17 protein-coding genes are annotated in these 18,575 nt (G+C 40.7%); 12 read left to right on the forward strand and 5 right to left on the reverse strand.

The window, feature by feature from the left end; all coding sequences use genetic code 11:
- Nucleotides 1–170 precede the first annotated feature (170 nt).
- The 4 genes from OMU_RS08580 to OMU_RS08595 all read left to right on the forward strand — a co-directional run bounded on the left by OMU_RS08580 (nucleotide 171) and on the right by OMU_RS08595 (nucleotide 6,887).
- Nucleotides 171–1,994 carry an APC family permease gene (locus tag OMU_RS08580; protein WP_016179533.1) on the forward strand — a complete coding sequence of 608 codons (1,824 nt, stop codon included), beginning with the start codon at nucleotides 171–173 and terminating at the stop codon, nucleotides 1,992–1,994.
- Nucleotides 1,995–2,199: 205 nt separating this feature from the next.
- A complete protein-coding gene (locus OMU_RS08585; protein WP_016179534.1) occupies nucleotides 2,200–2,646 on the forward strand; it encodes a MarR family winged helix-turn-helix transcriptional regulator in 447 nt (148 codons plus the stop codon).
- A complete protein-coding gene (locus tag OMU_RS08590) occupies nucleotides 2,646–5,027 on the forward strand; it encodes an ABC transporter ATP-binding protein (protein ID WP_016179535.1) in 2,382 nt (793 codons plus the stop codon). The genes OMU_RS08585 and OMU_RS08590 overlap by 1 nt, the downstream gene beginning before the upstream one ends.
- Before the next feature lie 15 nt (nucleotides 5,028–5,042).
- Nucleotides 5,043–6,887 (forward strand): ABC transporter ATP-binding protein, encoded by a 1,845-nt coding sequence (locus OMU_RS08595; protein WP_016179536.1) that lies wholly within the window; start codon nucleotides 5,043–5,045, stop codon nucleotides 6,885–6,887.
- Between the two features lie 61 nt (nucleotides 6,888–6,948).
- On the opposite strand, the gene OMU_RS08600 is transcribed toward OMU_RS08595, so the two are convergent.
- Together OMU_RS08600 and OMU_RS08605 are read right to left on the reverse strand one after the other, a co-directional pair.
- The gene (locus OMU_RS08600) at nucleotides 6,949–7,527 is read right to left on the reverse strand and encodes a hypothetical protein (RefSeq protein WP_016179537.1); all 579 of its coding nucleotides are present in this window, start codon (nucleotides 7,525–7,527) and stop codon (nucleotides 6,949–6,951) included.
- Nucleotides 7,517–8,536 (reverse strand): DUF4947 domain-containing protein, encoded by a 1,020-nt coding sequence (locus OMU_RS08605; protein WP_016179538.1) that lies wholly within the window; start codon nucleotides 8,534–8,536, stop codon nucleotides 7,517–7,519. Before OMU_RS08605 ends, OMU_RS08600 begins: the two co-directional genes overlap by 11 nt.
- Nucleotides 8,537–8,815: 279 nt before the next feature.
- Here OMU_RS08605 and OMU_RS08610 point away from each other — a divergent pair, with 279 nt between their 5' ends.
- Both OMU_RS08610 and OMU_RS08615 read left to right on the forward strand, forming a co-directional pair.
- Nucleotides 8,816–9,454, forward strand: coding sequence for an L-fuculose-phosphate aldolase (locus OMU_RS08610; protein ID WP_207487160.1), 639 nt, complete (start codon nucleotides 8,816–8,818; stop codon nucleotides 9,452–9,454).
- Between the two features lie 25 nt (nucleotides 9,455–9,479).
- Nucleotides 9,480–10,520, forward strand: coding sequence for a 2-hydroxyacid dehydrogenase (locus tag OMU_RS08615; protein ID WP_016179540.1), 1,041 nt, complete (start codon nucleotides 9,480–9,482; stop codon nucleotides 10,518–10,520).
- Between the two features lie 42 nt (nucleotides 10,521–10,562).
- Here the strand turns inward: OMU_RS08615 and OMU_RS08620 are convergent, their stop codons facing one another.
- From OMU_RS08620 to OMU_RS08630, 3 genes are read right to left on the reverse strand one after another with little or no spacing between them, the layout of a single operon-like run.
- On the reverse strand, nucleotides 10,563–11,552 hold the full coding sequence (locus OMU_RS08620) for a transketolase family protein (RefSeq protein WP_016179541.1): 990 nt from the start codon (nucleotides 11,550–11,552) through the stop codon (nucleotides 10,563–10,565).
- Between the two features lie 22 nt (nucleotides 11,553–11,574).
- Nucleotides 11,575–12,480 carry a transketolase gene (locus OMU_RS08625; RefSeq protein WP_016179542.1) on the reverse strand — a complete coding sequence of 302 codons (906 nt, stop codon included), beginning with the start codon at nucleotides 12,478–12,480 and terminating at the stop codon, nucleotides 11,575–11,577.
- A gap of 38 nt (nucleotides 12,481–12,518) precedes the next feature.
- On the reverse strand, nucleotides 12,519–13,172 hold the full coding sequence (locus tag OMU_RS08630) for an L-ribulose-5-phosphate 4-epimerase (protein ID WP_016179543.1): 654 nt from the start codon (nucleotides 13,170–13,172) through the stop codon (nucleotides 12,519–12,521).
- Between the two features lie 214 nt (nucleotides 13,173–13,386).
- Between OMU_RS08630 and OMU_RS08635 the strand changes: the two genes are divergently transcribed.
- From OMU_RS08635 to OMU_RS08660, 6 genes are all read left to right on the forward strand, one after another.
- Nucleotides 13,387–14,790: a PTS galactitol transporter subunit IIC gene (locus OMU_RS08635; RefSeq protein ID WP_016179544.1), complete on the forward strand. Its 1,404-nt coding sequence runs from the start codon at nucleotides 13,387–13,389 to the stop codon at nucleotides 14,788–14,790.
- On the forward strand, nucleotides 14,787–15,827 hold the full coding sequence (locus OMU_RS08640) for a zinc-dependent alcohol dehydrogenase (RefSeq protein WP_016179545.1): 1,041 nt from the start codon (nucleotides 14,787–14,789) through the stop codon (nucleotides 15,825–15,827). The genes OMU_RS08635 and OMU_RS08640 overlap by 4 nt, the downstream gene beginning before the upstream one ends.
- 14 nt (nucleotides 15,828–15,841) lie before the next feature.
- Nucleotides 15,842–16,306 carry a PTS sugar transporter subunit IIA gene (locus OMU_RS08645; RefSeq protein ID WP_016179546.1) on the forward strand — a complete coding sequence of 155 codons (465 nt, stop codon included), beginning with the start codon at nucleotides 15,842–15,844 and terminating at the stop codon, nucleotides 16,304–16,306.
- 92 nt (nucleotides 16,307–16,398) lie between these two features.
- Complete coding sequence (locus tag OMU_RS08650) at nucleotides 16,399–16,704, forward strand: PTS sugar transporter subunit IIB (protein ID WP_016179547.1); 306 nt, start codon at nucleotides 16,399–16,401, stop codon at nucleotides 16,702–16,704.
- A gap of 51 nt (nucleotides 16,705–16,755) precedes the next feature.
- A complete protein-coding gene (locus OMU_RS08655; protein WP_016179548.1) occupies nucleotides 16,756–17,562 on the forward strand; it encodes a Cof-type HAD-IIB family hydrolase in 807 nt (268 codons plus the stop codon).
- A gap of 40 nt (nucleotides 17,563–17,602) precedes the next feature.
- Nucleotides 17,603–18,538 carry a sugar-binding transcriptional regulator gene (locus OMU_RS08660; protein ID WP_016179549.1) on the forward strand — a complete coding sequence of 312 codons (936 nt, stop codon included), beginning with the start codon at nucleotides 17,603–17,605 and terminating at the stop codon, nucleotides 18,536–18,538.
- Nucleotides 18,539–18,575: the final 37 nt, after the last annotated feature.

Consider the following 18,575-nt stretch of genomic DNA (forward strand, 5'->3'; position numbering starts at 1 on the left):
AAAGTCATTGAAAAAAACATTGACTTTTAGATTAAGGACGAGTAATATTTCGCTTGTTTGCTTTTTTTTAGAAGACTTTTATTGATAGAAATAATAATTTGCGGCGTAAAAACAAACATATTTTTCTGTAAAGTAAATGAGTACATTATTTGGAACAAGGAGTGAGTCTAATGGATTATCTTAAACGCTTGCTGGTTGGTCGACCATTGAAGTCGTCTGAAAATGATGATCAAAACTTATCACGTTTCGCAGCTTTAGCGATGCTTTCATCAGATGCGTTATCTTCTGTTGCGTATGGGACAGAACAGATCGTCGTCGTTTTGGTAACCTTGTCAGCAGCAGCGATTTGGTATTCATTACCAATTGCATTTGTAGTATTAATTTTATTGGCTTCATTGATTTTATCTTATCGTCAAATTATTCATGCTTATCCTCATGGTGGAGGCGCTTATGTCGTTAGTAGTGAGAATTTGGGGAAGAATGCCGGCTTGATTGCTGGGGGCTCGCTTCTGGTGGATTATATGTTGACTGTTGCTGTATCTGTTTCAGCTGGTGCTGAAGCTATCGCCTCTGCGATTCCTGCTTTGTATCATCATCGCGTCCTGATTTCTGTCATTATTGTTTTATTATTGATGCTGATGAATTTGCGTGGTTTACGTGAGAGTGCGGGGTTACTGATGGTACCCGTCTACAGCTTTATTGCGGTGATAACGGTGTTGATCATAGTGGGATTAGTAAAAATTGTTTCCGGAGCAGCACCGCTTCATTCCACCGCTCAAGTCGGAGCAATTGTTCCAGGAATCTCGGTGGCGTTATTGCTACGAGCTTTCTCTTCAGGTTCTTCTTCATTAACTGGTGTGGAAGCGATTAGTAATGCGGTGCCATTCTTTAAAAAACCGCGTGCCAAAAATGCAGCAGGGACATTGGCCATGATGGGCTTGATCCTAGGCTTCTTCTTTACTGGCATCACATTTTTGAACTATTGGTTTGGCATTGTTCCTACTGCTGAAGTGACAGTCTTATCCCAAGTGGGTGAAGCTGTTTTTGGCAAGGGGATCATGTATTATGTATTGCAATTTGTGACAGCCCTAATTTTAGCTGTGGCAGCCAATACGGGTTTCTCAGCATTTCCTGTTTTGGCCTACAATTTAGCGAAGGATAAATTTCTCCCGCACCGCTACCAAGATCGCGGGGATCGTCTAGGCTACTCAAACGGAATCATTACGTTAGCATTAGGGTCAATCATCTTGTTATTAATTTTTCAAGGGTCAACGGAGCGCTTAATTCCCTTGTATTCAGTCGGAGTATTCATTCCGTTTACCTTATCGCAAACTGGGATGGTTCTGAAATGGCGTAAAGAAGGCCAACATTGGTTTAGAAAATCGATTGCGAATATGATTGGTGCTTTGATTTCCTTTGCGATCGTCTTGATTTTATTTGTTTATCGTTTGCCGGATATTTGGCCTTTCTTCATTATTATGCCAATCCTGATCTATGCCTTCTATAAAGTACATGAGCATTATAAAAATGTGGCGGAACAATTACGTTTGGTTGATGATGTGGAATTACATGAGTATGCAGGCAATACAGTGATCGTACTTGTAGGGAATGTGACGCAGGTCAATATTGGTGCGATTAATTATGCTCGTTCGATTGGTGATTACGTGATTGCGATGCACGTTTCATTGGAGGAAAATGAAGAGAAAGAGCGCGAGATTCGCCATGAGTTTCGTGAGAAGTTCCCAGATGTTCGCTTCTCAGTTGTTCGCTCACCGTATCGATCAATTGTGAATCCAGTCAGTCGCTATGTTGACCGAGTAAGTAAAAATGCGAAGGAACATAATTATACGACAACTGTTTTGATTCCAGAGTTTGTTCCAAACAGAACCTGGAAACGTTCGTTGCATAATCAAACAGCGTTGCGTTTGCGTTTCCGGCTGTCCTATCGCGACGATATTATCATTAGTACGTACAACTATCATTTGAAGAAATAATTTCAAGAGTGTGCCGATATTAGGTACACTCTTGTTTATTTTAAAAAAGTTCAAAAAATAGAAAGGATAAAACGTATTCATCTTTTTTTTGAGCAAAAAGGGTTGATTTTAGTTCTTATTAGAGGTAATATCAAACAGCATTAATTACTAACACTATTAGGTATTAATGAGACGAAAGTTATTTTTTGAAAGAAGGGGGAGTATGATGACATACGCAGAAGATGCAGAACGTGAACTAGTGCAACTGATGTTTCAGAATCGCCATGGTGCGTTTAGCAGGATTGAGAAGAGCAGTAAGGGTGCTAATATCGTCATTAAAGTACTCGATCGATTAGGTGAACCTACGAATCCAAAACATTTGGCCGATACCTTAAATCTATCCACTGCTCGGATCGCTGCTGTACTGGGAAACTTAGAAAAACGCGGGCTGATAAGTCGCACAATGGATCCTAATGACCGACGACGAATCAACGTCAGTTTAACAGAGAACGGGAAAAAAGTGGCTAAGGCTGAAAAGCTGGAAATGCGGAATAAAATCATTCGAGTATTTGAGCTGATGGGGGAAGAGGACACTAAAAAATATCTTGAATTGACTGCCAAATTTGTCAAGTACTCTCAAAAATTAACCATGGAAGGGGAAAGTGATCAATAGTGAAGATTTTTAAATATCTTGGTAAATACTGGTACGCAATTATTGCTGTGTTCTTGCTTTTAATCGTGCAGGCATCTAGTGATTTAAGCTTACCAAGTTTAACGTCAGATATCGTTGATATCGGTATTCAACAAGGAGGACTTGAACAGTCAACTCCAGAAAAAATTAGAAAATCAACGCTTCAAGGAATCGAGATATTTATGACCGATAAAGAGAAGCAAACAATCAAGGAAAATTATAAAGAAGCCACCCAAACGATTGATGGCAAGAAGGTTGATATTTATAAATTAGATCTTCAAGAGGGTATGACAAAAGATAAGTTAGCAGATATCTTTAATTTACCGATGATGATGATTGCTTCCACTCGTTCAAAGGATTCAAGCAATGCGAAAGAAGCAAAAGAAGTTATCAATGATTATACAGCTATCTCAAAGGATGCTGCTCAGGCACAGGCTTTGGGGCAAGAGGCGAAAACCCTTGGTGAGCAAGCTCAAGCAGCTGGTAAAGAAGCTGCTGCGGCTACAGACGGTGCAACTGCCGCTGCAAAAGGTGCGGAAGCTCAGAGATTAGCTGCTGAAGCGCAAGCAAAAGGAGAAGAAGCTCAAAAACTTGGCGATTCTATCAAAGCCAAAAATGACGCGATGCCATCAAAAGTTGAAGCTGCACGTAAAGCTACTAAGGAAAGCCTAGGCGATGTTGGTGAAGACTCATTGAAAACGGTAGGGATTCAACTGACTTTGGCGGAATACAAAGCGTTAGATGTGAATACAGGGAAAATCCAGACGGACTATATGATCAAGACTGGAGCGAAAATGCTTGGTTTGACTTTAGTATCTGCTGTTGCGGCAATTATTGTTGGTTTAATTGCTTCATTAATTGCTGCGACTGTTGGTAAAAACCTGCGTGTTGGACAATACGAGCGAACATTGGAATTTTCAAATAACGAAATGGAAAAATTCTCACCTGCTTCATTGATTACACGAAATACCAACGATATTCAACAAATTCAAATGGGTATCGTTATGATCATGCGAATCGTTTTATATGCACCAATCTTAGGTATCGGTGGTGTTTACAGAGTATACAAGACCGGCACTGGTATGGGCTGGATCGTAGGTGTGGCTGTAGCAGCTGTTTTAGTTTTAGTCCTAACCTTATTGCTGACCACAATGCCTAAATTTAAGGCCCTACAAAACTTAGTCGACCGTGTAAACTTAGTTTCTCGTGAAATTATCACTGGGTTACCAGTTATTCGTGCGTTCTCACGTGAAAAATATGAGGAAGAGCGTTTCGATGTTGCTAATACGAACTTGATGAAGACGCAAATGTTCGTTAACCGTGCGATGTCATTGATGATGCCAATTATGATGCTGTTGATGAATGGTATTTCAGTCTTGATTGTGTGGGTTGGTGGACACAATATGGACAATGGTCAATTACAAGTTGGGGATATGATGGCCTTCATTACTTATACAATGCAAATTGTTATGGCCTTCATGATGTTGTCAATGGTATCGATCATTTTACCTCGTGCCAATGTTGCAGCTGGACGTGTAGATGAAGTGTTGAACACGGAACCTACGATTAAAGATCCAGAACATCCAAAAGACGACCATGACTTCAAAGGTGAAGTGAAATTTGAAGGTGTTCAATTCCGTTATGGCGATGCTGATGCAGATGTCTTGCATCATATTAATTTCACTGCTAAACCGGGTGAAACAACTGCTTTGATCGGTTCGACAGGTTCAGGAAAGTCAACGATCGTCAATTTGATTCCGCGTCTCTTTGACGTAACTGGCGGACGTATCACGATTGACGGTATCGATATTCGTGAAATGAGCATGCATAAATTACATGAGATTATGGGATTTGTACCACAAAAAGGTGTGCTGTTCTCTGGTGACATTGCTTCAAATATCAAATTTGGTGATGCTGATATTTCAGATGAACAAATGAAACGAGCTGCTGAGATTGCACAAGCAGATGAATTTATCAACTCGAATGAAAAAGGATTTGATCGGACAATTTCCCAAGGTGGAACGAATGTTTCTGGTGGACAAAAGCAACGGTTATCAATCGCTCGGGCACTGGCTAAGAATCCGAAAATATTGATCTTTGATGATTCCTTCTCAGCTCTTGATAACAAGACGGATGTTGCTTTGCGTAAAGCATTAGCTGAGAACATCAAGGATGCTACTCAAATTATCGTAGCGCAAAAAATTTCTACGATCTTGCATGCGGACAACATTATCGTATTAGATGAAGGCCGTGTAGTAGCCCAAGGTCGTCATGAAGAATTGATGGAATCATCGGCTGTCTATCAAGAAATAGCTCAGTCACAATTAAGTAATGCTGAACTAGGCATAGAAGAAGCGGATTAAGGAGGAGCGAAAAGAATGGCAGAACAAAAACAAAATCGCCCTCGTGGTGGCGGACCTGGTCGAGGGATGAGTGCGCCAGTTGAAAAAGCGAAAGATTTCAAAGGTACGATCAAAAAATTGGTTTCGTATCTTGGCGCTTATAAAATCGCCGTTTTCTTTGTAATGATCTTTGCGGCAGCTTCAACGATCTTCAATATTTGGGGACCAAAGATCCTGTCAAAGGCGATCACAGAATTATTTAACGGTCTGATCAAGAAATATCAGGGAACTGGCGATATCAACTTTGATAAAATCGGTGGTATCCTGCTCTTCATGTTAGGTCTTTATGTAGTTGCTTCCTTATTTGGGATCATTCAAGGCTGGATCATGTCGACGATTTCGCAAAAGATCACTTATCGGATGCGGAAAGAGATTTCTGAAAAAATCAACCGCATGCCAATGAATTATTTTGAAAGCCGCACGACTGGTGAGGTTTTATCACGAATCACTAATGACGTGGATACTTTAGGACAATCATTGAATCAAAGTTTGACTCAATTAATTACTTCAACATTTACCATAATCGGAGTTATCGTGATGATGCTTTCAATCTCAGTGAAGATGACCGGTATCGCGATATTGATCGTGCCGATCTCACTTTTATTGATCATGGTTGTCGTGAAGAATTCGCAAAAGTATTTCAAAACGCAGCAAGAATATCTTGGGGTGATCAATGGTAAAGTTGAAGAAACAATCGGTGGATACACCATCGTACGCTTATTCAACGAGGAAGAAAACTCATTGAAAGAATTCAAAGAACAAAATGATATTCTCTTCAAATCAGCATGGAAATCTCAATTTCTTTCTGGTTTGATGCAGCCGATCATGAATTTTGTCGGTAACTTAGGATATGTAGGTGTGGCGATTGCCGGTGGTGTGATGGCTTATAACGGTACGATCACTGTTGGGGATATTCAAGCGTTTATTCAATATGTACGAAATCTGACACAGCCGATCGCACAACTAGCTCAAGTATCAAACATGCTGCAATCAATGGCAGCAGCGGCAGAACGGGTCTTTGAATTCTTAGCAGAAGATGAAGAAGAACAAATGGCTGAAAATCCTGTTCAAATTGATAAGGCAAAAGGAATGGTCGATTTCGATCATGTTCAATTTGGCTATACATCTGATAAAATCGTTATCCAAGATTTTACTTCGCATGTTGATCCTGGTCAGACAGTTGCGATTGTTGGTCCAACTGGTGCAGGTAAAACCACGATGGTTAAATTGCTGATGCGGTTTTACGATGTCAACTCTGGTGCGATTAAGATTGATGGTCATAATATCAAAGATTTCAATCGTGCTGATTTGCGTAAGAACATTGGGATGGTCTTGCAGGATACGTGGTTGTTCAAAGGGACGATCATGGACAACTTGCGGTACGGTCGTTTAGATGCGACCGACGAAGAAGTTTACGCAGCAGCTAAAGCCGCTCACGTGGATCACTTCATCAAGACATTGCCTGGTGGCTATGACATGGAATTGAACGAAGAATCTTCCAATATCTCTCAAGGGCAAAAGCAATTGCTGACGATTGCGCGTGCAATCTTAGCTGATAAGCCAATTTTGATCTTGGATGAGGCAACATCATCTGTTGATACACGGACAGAAGGATTGATTCAAGAAGCGATGAACAATCTGATGAAGGGGCGGACGTCATTTGTTATCGCTCACCGTCTATCAACGATCAAGGATGCCGATAAGATTCTTTATATGCAAGGCGGAGATATCAAAGAACAAGGAAGCCATGAAGAACTATTGGCTCAAAACGGACTTTATGCCGCGTTGTACAACTCGCAATTTGAAGAATTATCAGAATAAAGCAAAGACCAATCATCCATTTATTTCGGATGATTGGTCTTTTTTATTAAAAAATCGTCTACTAGTAGCGACTTTTGTCTGTGATCATCTTTGTTTGTTTATCATAAGTGATTGTGACAGAGCCATTGGTATATTCGCCGTCTTTAGTTTGATCCCATGTGGCTGTCGATCTTGGAGGCATACCATATTTTTCTCTTTCCCAGCTGGTAACTCTATCTGGTGGGCCAACTAGCTTTTCTAATTCTTCATAGCTGGCACCGCCCTTAAAGGAGTATTTTTCGTTGTCAGCATCGTAATGCTCTGTCGCGACCTTTATACTATCGTAAATCTCTGATGTCCACTCTCCAGGAAACGCCTCCTTTGGTTTGGAGGTTCCTGGTTGTGTATCGATCGGTTCATAGGAAACGGTATTAGAAAACATAAAAATGACAGAACCAATGATGAGTAAAATAGCGAAACTCAGTGCCAGCACCTTATTTTTAGGAGATTTCTTCGGGAGTGCAGTTTGTTGCCGCACTTTTTGTGACAAATCCTTTTTTTGTGGTTTTAAATAAATCGTTCCACAATAATCACATTTCCAACCTTGTTCAACTTTATGGAAATGTGTGCTACCGCAATTCATACATTCTTTACTTTTCATGATAGAGTCCATCCGATCCGTAATTTTCAGGGAAGTCATCCGGATATTTACCTAATCCAGCGCGAGAATATTGCTCTGGTAGACGGTTAAAGTAAATGTAACGCACGATTGGGGTAACATATCCTACCTGGTCATTTTTTAAATAAACGTTGGGTTTTCCCTGTTTTTCGTAAACAAATAGTTTGGTGAATCCACCAAAAGTGTTATCCGTGTTTATGGCGATGAAGGCACGAACCTCTCGCCAAGTCAATTCTCCTTGCTGCCACTGCTTTCTAAGCATCTTTGCTTCATAATTGATGGGATTGTTTTGTTCATCAAACTTAAGAGCAAGCTTTTTTTGAATTTGCTCGGAATCTGTAACAATCTTATCTGGCTGCCCCCAAATCCGTAAAATATCTGAGCTGGAGTATTGATCGAAATCTGGTCCGTAAGCAGCTAGATATCCGGCTTCTCGATAATAGGTCGTTATGGCGAAGTCGCTATTAGGATTTTCGATGATCATCTCTTCGTTTGGAGATGTTCTTAGACGATTTTTTTCAAGAGTATCATGTTGCTTTTGTGCGGCCGATACTCGTTCTTTAAACTCTTCCGTCTTGTCGCCGCCGTATTCTTCCGCTGATACAAGTGCTAAATCAATCTCCTCTTGGTTCAATGAAAGCTCGGCGATTCTCACATTTCGCTCAGGATTATTCAATTGGCTAGGTGAATAGGTTGTCGAATCTGTCGAGCTTTTAGCGTTGGTGACAGGCTTAAATGTAGTCAGCTTCGATCCGCTCTTTGAAGGAGTTGCTTTCAATGAAAAGGGAATAAGAATACTGCTAATAAAAAGAATACCCACAATAAGAAACAAGGTGATGCTTATAATGAAAGCCAGCTTTTTCCGCGGCTGTCTTTTTTCTAGAGGTGGTGCATCAAGCTCGTAGACTGCGTGACAATAGCTACATTCATAACCAGATTCTATTTTTTCGAACTGATTTCCACCGCAATATTTACAGACCAAGCCCTTCATTTTCACCACTCCTCTCATTTTATCCAAAGCCCATCAGACAGATAACTTTGTTTTCGATGTTACCAGAACACTAACTGTTCATAAATGATACCACGGGATAGGTAACGCGAAAAGAGACGATGCAAAGATTTTTGGTATAGCTAGAGATTTGGTTAGAGAAATATTTCTGTAAAATGAACTTTTGCTCTTTGTTGACTAATCAACAAGAAGATGATATTTTAACTATAGAAAATATTTTCTATTAAATGAACATAATTTCAAAAAGGAGTAGCGCGTATGATGGATACAGAAAAGGTACAGCTGGTAGAATATGGCAAAAAATTGATTTCGACTGGATTGACTGCAGGGACTGGCGGAAACATCAGCATGTATGACCCTGAAAGCCAGCTGATGGCAATCACGCCTAGTGGCATTGATTATTTCGAGATGACAGTAGAGGATATTGTTGTGCTGGATCTTGAAGGGAAGGTTGTTGAAGGAGCAAGGAAGCCTTCAAGTGAATGGCAGATGCATTTGATTAATTATCAACGGCGAGGTGATGAGATTCGTGCGGTCGTACATGCACATTCGACATTTAGTTCGATTCTTGCGACTTGCCGCAAGCCTCTTCCAGCGACTAATTATATGATAGCGATTGCAGGAGGCGGTGATGTTCGCTGCTCTAAATATGCGACGTTTGGGACGGAGAAGTTGGCAGAATACGCCTTTGAAGCGATGGAGAATCGTTATGCTTGTTTTTTAGCGAATCACGGACTGCTGACATGCGGTTCGAATTTGCACGATGCTTTTTCGGTAGCAAGTGAGATCGAACGTTTAGCGGGTTTACATGTAGGTGCTTCTTTATTTGGAGATCCAGTAATATTGGACGATGCAGACATGGCTGAAGTACACGAGCGTTTTCCTAGTTATGGACAATAAAAGAAGTGCGGCGAGGTGATGAGCAATGAGTAAAGTAATTATTGTCGGAGATACATTTGTTTCTGTGGATATATGGAGACAAGCGGTTGAAATGATGGATCTGCCAGAGCCTGTAGAGATTGTTTCTTTAGAATGGTACCCGGAAGATTCTCCGAAAGAATTTCAGCGAAAGTTAAAATTGATTGAACAAAACGGACCTGAATCGGTAGCGATTCCTGAAGGGATTATGGAAGAAATAAGTGATGCCGATTATTTCTTCGTTCACGTGGCTCCAGTTTCTCGTAAGTTGTTGGAAAAGGCACAGAATCTGAAACTGATTGGAACTTGTCGTGGTGGGATAGAGCATCTTGACATTGGGTTAGCGCGGGAAATGGGGATTCCAGTTATTCATGTCATTCGGAACGCCGAACCGGTTGCAGACTATACCATCGGTATGATTTATTCAGTGACCAGAAATATTGCGCTTTCTCATGCGGCGGTGATGCAGGGAGCGTGGCCGAAAAATTTTCCGAATGATGCCTATCGAACGACGCTTGCTAGTCAAACAGTTGGTTTAGTTGGGTTGGGGCATATTGGGAAAATGGTGGCCCAACGACTTGTCAATCTTGGAGTAAAAGTGATCGCCTACGATCCTTTTATTGATCAAGAAGCAGTACGGTCATCTGGTATTGATTTAACCTTTGTTTCTTTAGAGGCATTATTTAAGCATTCAGATATTGTTTCTCTGCATATGCGGGTAACGCCTGAAACGGAAAATTTAATCGACAGGAAATTGTTGGCTCTTATGCAGCCTAGTGCTTATTTAATCAATACTGCTCGTCCTGATATTCTGGTTAAAGCGGATTTTATTGAGGTTTTGAAGAAGAGAAAAATTGCTGGAGCTGCTATTGATGTTGTGTGGGAGGAGCCAATAGCGGCGGATGATCCTTTACTCGGACTGGATAACTTGGTCATTACTTCGCATATCGCAGGGGATACTGTGGATGCGATTCCTAAATCACCGCTTTTGTTAGCGAAAACGGTAAAGGATTATCTTCAAACTGGAGTTAGTGAATTCATCGTTTAAAAAGAGTTCCTGAGAATTGATTTTCTCAGGAACTCTTTTGTTTTATACGCGATCGTAGTCTTCTAAACGAATTTCTTCTAGCTCATCCTCATTGAAGTCGAGGTCTTTGTCTAGGATTTTTTCAACAGCTCGGATTAATGAAGCGGCATCTAACCCGTATTTTTTCAACAAATAAGGTTTCGAAGCGCCGTGCGTCCATTCATCGTTGATTCCAACCTTGATTAATTGCTTATGCAGCTGGTGCTCTAGCATTACTTCGCCGACTGCGGTGCCTAAACCACCGATGGTGACATGATTTTCCATGGTAACAACACCATGTTTTACTTTCTTGATTGAATCAACCACTAATGGATCGGTGAAAGGTTTAAGTGTCGTGATATGAACGTGCTGAACTGAGACACCTTTTTTCTCAAGCCATTGAGTCGCTCGCATTGCTTCTTCGGTACAGATACTGCTAGAGAACAAAGCAACATCATCGCCTTCTGAGATGACACGACCCTTATTGAACTCTGTTGGTTTGTCAGGTGAGAAGAGACGCGGCATTTGGCCTCGTAGCATTCTGACATAGATTGGTCCATTGACTTCTTTACAAATATTCAATGCTGATTCAACGTCTGTCGCATCACCGCAGTCAAAAATCGTCATGTTTGGGATCGTTCGCAGGATACCGACATCTTCAATTGATTGGTGAGTAACACCGCCGGGAGTAGTGATCCCAGGTACGAAGCCTAAAAGAGAAACGGGCAGGTTCGGATATGCGATCGACATCTCTAGCTGATCCAGCGGTCTGCGATATAAAAAGACTGCAAAGGTGTGTAAGAAAGGACGAAACCCTTCACGAGCCAATCCGGCTGCCCAGCTTAACATGTTTTGTTCCGCAATCCCCATTGATAAATATTTTTCAGGGAAGACCTTTGGAAACTCTTTGACTTCACAGGAGGTACCTAAGTCAGCAGATAAGACTAACACATCCTCATTTTCTTGTGCGAATTTAATCATATTTTTTGAATGTACATCCGATTCGATTTTCATAGTAAAACTCCTTCCTTTTTTCTTACATTTCGTTATAGAATTTCGTATATTTATCGAATTCTTCGCCTTCTTTTAAACGAACGAAATGCAGGATCGGTCTTCTTTCGTTTAAGTACGGAATCCCTTGCGTTGGATCGGTATAGCAAAGAATCACTAACGGCTTGTTCTTTTCTCCCTGTTTGGCAGCTTCTTCAATCGCTTCAATATCATGTCCATTAACCGAAACAGCCTTGGCACCAAATGCAGTGAAGCGATCCTCTAGAGGTTCAATGTTCATTACTTTTTTTGTTTCGCCTTCGACTTGTTGTCCGTTGATATCCACGATTAAAACCAAATTGTCCAATTGATAGAAGACCGCCGCTTGAATTGCTTCCCACAATTGACCTTCTTCCATTTCGCCATCAGACATCATAACGAAGACACGGCCTTCTTCATCACGTAATTTCCGGGCATGAGCTGTCCCGCCTGCAACGCTGATTGCTTGGTCTAGTGTTCCGGCAGCGTTTTCAAAACCGGGTGTGTGATTTGCACCGATCATTTCCATTGAATAGCCGTCACGATTGAACATTTCTAATGCGGCTTCATCTAAACGATCTGCTTCTATCAATGCTGCATATACAGGTGCTGCATAATGTGCGGGTGAGATAAAGAATCGATCATAAGGTGCTTTTAATGATCCGTGATATTCAGCCCCTTGAATGTAATCCATATTGTCCTTCGACGGTGTTCCTGGAAATTTTCCAGGTAAACGAGGTGCTTTGCTTTCGCTTAAGTTCAATACACGTAAGTAAAGAGTCGCGAAAAGCTCTGCTGATGAACAAGCTTGTGAGAGGTAGCAGCCGTTTCTTTCAAGTGTCAATTTTAGAACATGTTTGCGAATGTTTTTTGCCGCTTTTTCTACATCAGCGACCGTATAATGATTTGCCATGATAAAACTCCTTTTTCGTATTAATGTATTTAATTCCTTTATTTTTGTCCGTAATTATTTTGGTAGAAGTCATATACTTCGGCAGTATAGGAATCTTCTAATGGTTTGAGTGAGGTGTTTAAAGTTCTGGCGTAATAGACGCTTTGAGCCGTTTCTTCTAGGATAACCGCATTTTTTAGTGAATTTGTCGCAGACTTTCCAACAGTAAAGACACCATGGTTTTTCAATAGAATTGCGGGACAATTGGTTTCTTGGTAACAACGAACAATCTCGGCACCGATGGCTTTCTCGCCGACAGCAGCGATTTCTGACAACGGAATCTCTTTGCCAAAAACGGCAGCAGAAGTAGTTGTATATATAGGTAGTGATTCTCCGGCAATCGAAAAAGCTGTCGCATAAGGGGAATGTGTATGTGTAATACCTAATACTTCAGGACAATGGTTGTAGACATATAAATGAGATTCTGTATCGACAGAAGGAGTCAGATCACCTTCAATGACATTGCCCTTCAAATCTACGACAATCATGCTCTCTGGTGTTAAGTCGTCAAAATGAATGCCGCTGGGTTTGATGACCACATATTCTGTTTCGGAATCTTTTGCGCTGACGTTTCCGCTCGTCCATAAAACCAACCCGTTTTTAGGAAGCGCTTTATTATCCTTGCATACCGTTTCTTTTAATTGTTCCAGCATAGTATAACCTCCAATGTTGTTTTTTACATTATTTCATTATAAAGAACAAAAGTCAATAAGGTTTTTTTGGATCGTTTTTATTAATCTGCGTATATTTGCATGGTTTATTAGCTGTAATCGTTTTCAAGAAAAGTGTTGACAATGATAAAATGTCATGCGATACTTTTCATAAGTTCTATTAAGTGAAAAAAAGTTCATAAAGGGAGGAATTATTGTGGAGTTGTTACAAAATATCTTAAGTTCATTTGGAGCGGCGGTTGTTGTACCAGTAATGCTATTCATTGTGGCATTATTTTTGAAGGTAAAACCTAAAAAAGCCTTTCAGTCTGCTTTGAATGCTGGGATCGGATTGACAGGGTTCAATTTGATCGTGAATTCATTTGTACCAATTGTTACTCCGGTCATCAACAACATGGTCGAGCAAACGGGTGTAAAGCTGCCGGTATTTGACACAGGCTGGCAGGCGACTTCGGTCATTGCGTATTCGACGCAAGTCGGAGTAGTTTTCTTAGTAGTAGGTTTGGTTCTGCAAGTGGCATTATTCTTATTAAGATGGACCGATGTATTTATGCCAAGTGATATGTGGAATAACTATTCTTTCATGGTTTGGGGCTCGATGATTTATTTGATCACCAGTAACATGGCGTTGGCAATGGCTTGCATGATCGTACAGAATTTATACGTCATGCTACTAGGTGAGGTAATTGCGAAACGTTGGGCGAATTACTATAATTTACCAGGAACAACCTTGACTGCACCGCACCATGTTACTTCAGTGCCGTATGCAATCATCATGAATTGGATTTTAGACAAATTAGGTGCTGGTAAAATTAATTGGGACCCTGCAACGCTGAAAAAGAAATTAGGCTTCTTAGGAGAACCGATTACTTTAGGATTATTTCTTGGTCTGCTGATCGGAATCATGGGGAACTTGAACAATTTGACGAGCTTAGATGGTTGGGGCAGTGTTTTCACAATGGGACTAGCAGTATCAGCTGTTATGGCAATCTTCCCACGCGTTGCGAGTATTTTTGCTTCAGCATTTACTAGTTTGACAAATGCCAGTAAGAAAACGGCAAAAGGCAGCGGTAAGAATCGTGAATGGATGCTCTCTGTTAACGACGCAGTTGGTTATGGTGAGCCTGCGACCTTGATGACGGGACTGATTCTAATTCCGATCATGGTATTATTGGCGATGATCTTGCCAGGAAACGAAACTTTGCCGTTAGTTGATTTAATCGCATTGCCTTACATGGTAGAAATGATTATTTGTGTATCAAAGGGAAATATTTTCAAAGGCGTGATCTCGGGCATTATTTGGTTTACAATCGGTTTGTATGTATGTACGTTAACGGCTCCATATTTTACTGAAGTTGCTGCACAAGTCGGTGTAAATATTCCAGAAGGAGCCATGATGATCACCAGCTTCGGAATTTTATATAATCCGGTAATGGCCTTGATCTTCTTAGCATTTTTATCAGGAAACTTTTTGTGGATGGGAATTGTTATTGTAATTTACTTCGCAATGTATATCTTATTCAAGAAAAACAAGCAAGCAGTTTGGAGCTTCTTGGAAGGCGAAAATCCAGATACGCCAAAAGAAAAGGTGGTTGCATGAAGGCGTTAGTTAAAATAGAACCTGGTTATAACAAAATGGAATTATTAGAGATTGAGAAACCTGTGCCTAAAGATCGGGAAGTCTTAGTCAAAGTCATTTACACGGGGATTTGCGGAACAGATATCCATGGGTTTAAAGGTGAGTATGATCGTTTAAAAACGCCACTAGTTTTAGGACACGAATTTTCTGGTGTAGTAGAAGCGATTGGAAAAAATGTCACGAAAGTTCAAAAAGGGGCATTCGTCACTAGTGAAACAACCTTTGATACCTGTGGAGAATGTGAATCTTGTCAAAATAAAGAATATAATCTTTGCTTGAATCGCAAAGGCATAGGCAGCCAAGTGAACGGCAGCTTTGCCGAGTATGTGTTGACTCGTGAGGAAAGCATTCATGTGTTGGATGAAAAAATCAGTTTATTGGCAGCTTCGATTACTGAACCGATTGCTTGCGGAGTTCATGCCAGCTTGGAAAAGGCTCAAGTTAAAAAGGATGAAGTAGCAGTCATTGTCGGTCCTGGTCCAATTGGGTTATGCTTAAGTCAAGTGTTGAAAAGTGTGGAGGCTAGAGTAATCGTTGTAGGGATTACCCAAGATGCCGAGCGGTTGAAGACAGCTAAAGAATTAGGTGCTGATCGAGTGATTGATTCGCTGACAGAAGATGCAACAGCGATTATCAAAGAGTTCACCAACGATAAGGGTGCGGATTATTGTTTTGAGTGTTCTGGAGCGGCACCGGCGATAAAAGCGATTTTTGATTATTTGAAGCAAAAGGGCACCTTAGTACAAATGGGCGTTTTTGGCAAAAATTTAAATGAATTGGATATGAATTCGATTGTACAGCGTGAGATGAATATTATCGGCTCGCGTTCGCAAAAGCCTTCCACTTGGCATTTGACTTTAGATCTGATGAAACAGGGAAAAATCGACTCGGAACGCTTGATCACAAAAATTTACCCATTGGAGCAATGGGAAGAAGCAATTAAACAAGTGATGGCTGGCAATGAAATCAAAGTTGTTTTGCAGCCGAATAAACAATAAAAGGAGGGTTTGCGATGGAAGAAAAGAATCTTGTTGAAAAAAATTGTATTTTACTTGATCAGGATGTTCATTCATTTAAAGAGGTCATTCAGTTGATCGGTGCTGAATTTGAAAAGGCGGAAATAGTTAAACCGTCTTATGTGGAAGCAGTCGTGGCTAGAGAAAAAGTTTTTCCCACTGGGCTAGCAGCAGATGGACACAACATCGCGATTCCTCATACAGATCCGGAGCATGTCTTGCGACCGGGTATGGGTGTCGTCGTAACCAAAGAACCGATTGAAGTATCGATGATGGGCAGTCCTGATATTAAACTGCAAAGTAAAATATTTTTCCCGTTGGCGATGGAGCATCCGAAAAAGCAGCTGGATTTACTGCGACAATTAATGAACGTTTTTAAGACCAAAGAAGATCTTGATACAATCAGCTCTGCGACAACACCGGAAGAGGTTTTAGCAGTGACTAGCAAAATTAAATTCTAAAAAACTCCATTTTATGAAAGCGTTATACTATAATGGATAAAAGGGCTTATCAGAGTGTGAACATGAAAACTACTTAAATTGGAGGTTTTGAGATGACTGAAATCAAAATATTATCTGTATGTGGATCTGGTACGGTTAGTTCTGCCATGGTGGGGGAGCGAATCGTGGAGTTACTAGAGGAATACGGTTATGAAGTAGAAATTCAGGAAGTAAATCCAGGAATGGTCAAAGGAGCAGTTGCTAATAATGATATTGATTTAATTGCCTTTACCAGCCCAATTGATCCTGCCGATGCTGAAGGGATTCCGCAAATCAATTCTGTGGGATTACTGACTGGATTGGACGAAGAAACATTTTTAGATGCAGCATTAGCCGCCTTAAAAGAAATGGGAAAATAATATGTCAAAAGGCTGGATAAAGTGTCCAGCCTTTTTTGAAAGGAGATTCGGATGGTATTAGTTGCTTTGGATCTTGATGGAACAGCGCTGGATTCGAATGGCAGGCTGTCACAAAGTGTTGCAGAAGCAATTCGCCAGAGAGCTAAAAGTAAAAAGTACATATTCGCCTTTTGTTCTGGACGTCCGCTTTCAGGAGTGCTGCCTCAGGCTCAAGCAGTAGGAATAGCAGAGAATTATCATGTTCTCGCCAATGGTGCTCTGGTTCAAAATGGTGCTGGTGATAGACTGGTTGAGGAGCTTCTGGATTTTTCGGCTTATCAAGAACTGACAAATTATTGTTGTGAAAATGGCTTGACCTGTATTGCGGTTAATGATCGTGGAGCAATCACAGCTTTTCCTTCGATAAATCTCGGGACACTGGAATTTTGTTTTTTAACAAATAATCTGCTGAGGTTTTGTCCAATAAGCGAAAGTGAGCCGACTGAAAAATATTCCAAATTGCTTATTTGCGATAACCCCGATATAATAAAACAGAACAAAAGTCGAGTAGAACAGCGTTTTTCAAAACACTATACCTGTGTGGAAGGCTATCCGACGATGATCGAGTTTGGTAAGAAAAATGTCAGTAAAGGCAGCTCTTTAGCTAAACTGGCAGCTTATTATGGACTTTCGGACAGCGAGGTCTTTGTCGTGGGGGATAATGACAACGATCTTTCTTCTTTTGAACGCTTTTCGCAATCAATCGCGATGGGAAATGCAACAAGTGAATTAAAACAGGCAGCCAACTGGCATTGTCCGACGAATGATGAAGACGGTGTAGTCACGGCTTTGAAAATGATTGACAACTTTATTACATAATTATAGGATGCTGATCCAGTATTTGAACTAGGAGGATAATATGGCGAATGATATTTCTACATTATTAAAAGTAGCAGAAATGTATTATTTAGATAGGATGAATCAAAACGATATTGCGAAAATAATTGGGGTATCACGTCCATCCATTTCTAGAATGCTGGAGGAAGCACGAGAGAAGCAGATCGTTAAAATCACGATCGAAGCGCCTTTTGAACGTAACAATGCGTTAATGACGAAATTAAAAGAAAAGTTCGATCTTTTGGAGGTTATTGTTGTAAAAAGCTTGGGAGATTATGAATTCAATCTCGACAATGTAGGTAAAGCTTCAGCTGATTATATCAACGGAGTTTTAGCGGATGACAAGCTTTTAGGGATTTCGTGGGGGAGAACCGTTGAAAAAATGGTTAAACACTTCCCGGATCATGAGCTGAAAAATGTCCATGTGGTCCAGCTGACTGGAAGCTTAGGGCCGAACCGAACAGTGATGGATGGCAACGAGTTAGTTTTTCGCTTGGCTCAAAAATTAGAAGGTCGCCATGAATTCTTCAATGCACCAGCGTTTGTCAACTCCCGTAAGCTGCAGGAAGAACTGCTGGCTCAGCCGCAAATTGATTTGAATATTTCGCTGGGACGCAAGATTGATGTGGCTTTTAGCGGAATCGGAAATATCGAAACGACGCGGAATACGCTCGTCTCTTCAGGGATCTTAGATAATCGTGATTTGAATGATTTACTCGCTGAAGGAGCTGTGGGAACAATGATTGGTCGGGCCTTTGATGTCGAAGGAAAAGAAATTCAATACCGTAATCAGTTCCCGATTTCTAGTGGTCTAGATTCACTTCGACTATCCCCAATCAGCATTGGTGCAGTCTGCTCAAAAAAAAGAGCAACAGCAACCCTTGGTGCAATCAATGGTAAATTAATCAATGTTTTGATTTGTGATGAGGAAGTCGGTTATGAATTGTTGAATAGTTAATTTAGTTGTACTGAGTTTATAGAATAGCAAATATCCT

The sequence above is a fragment of the Enterococcus avium ATCC 14025 genome (assembly GCF_000406965.1).
Taxonomy (GTDB): domain Bacteria; phylum Bacillota; class Bacilli; order Lactobacillales; family Enterococcaceae; genus Enterococcus_A; species Enterococcus_A avium.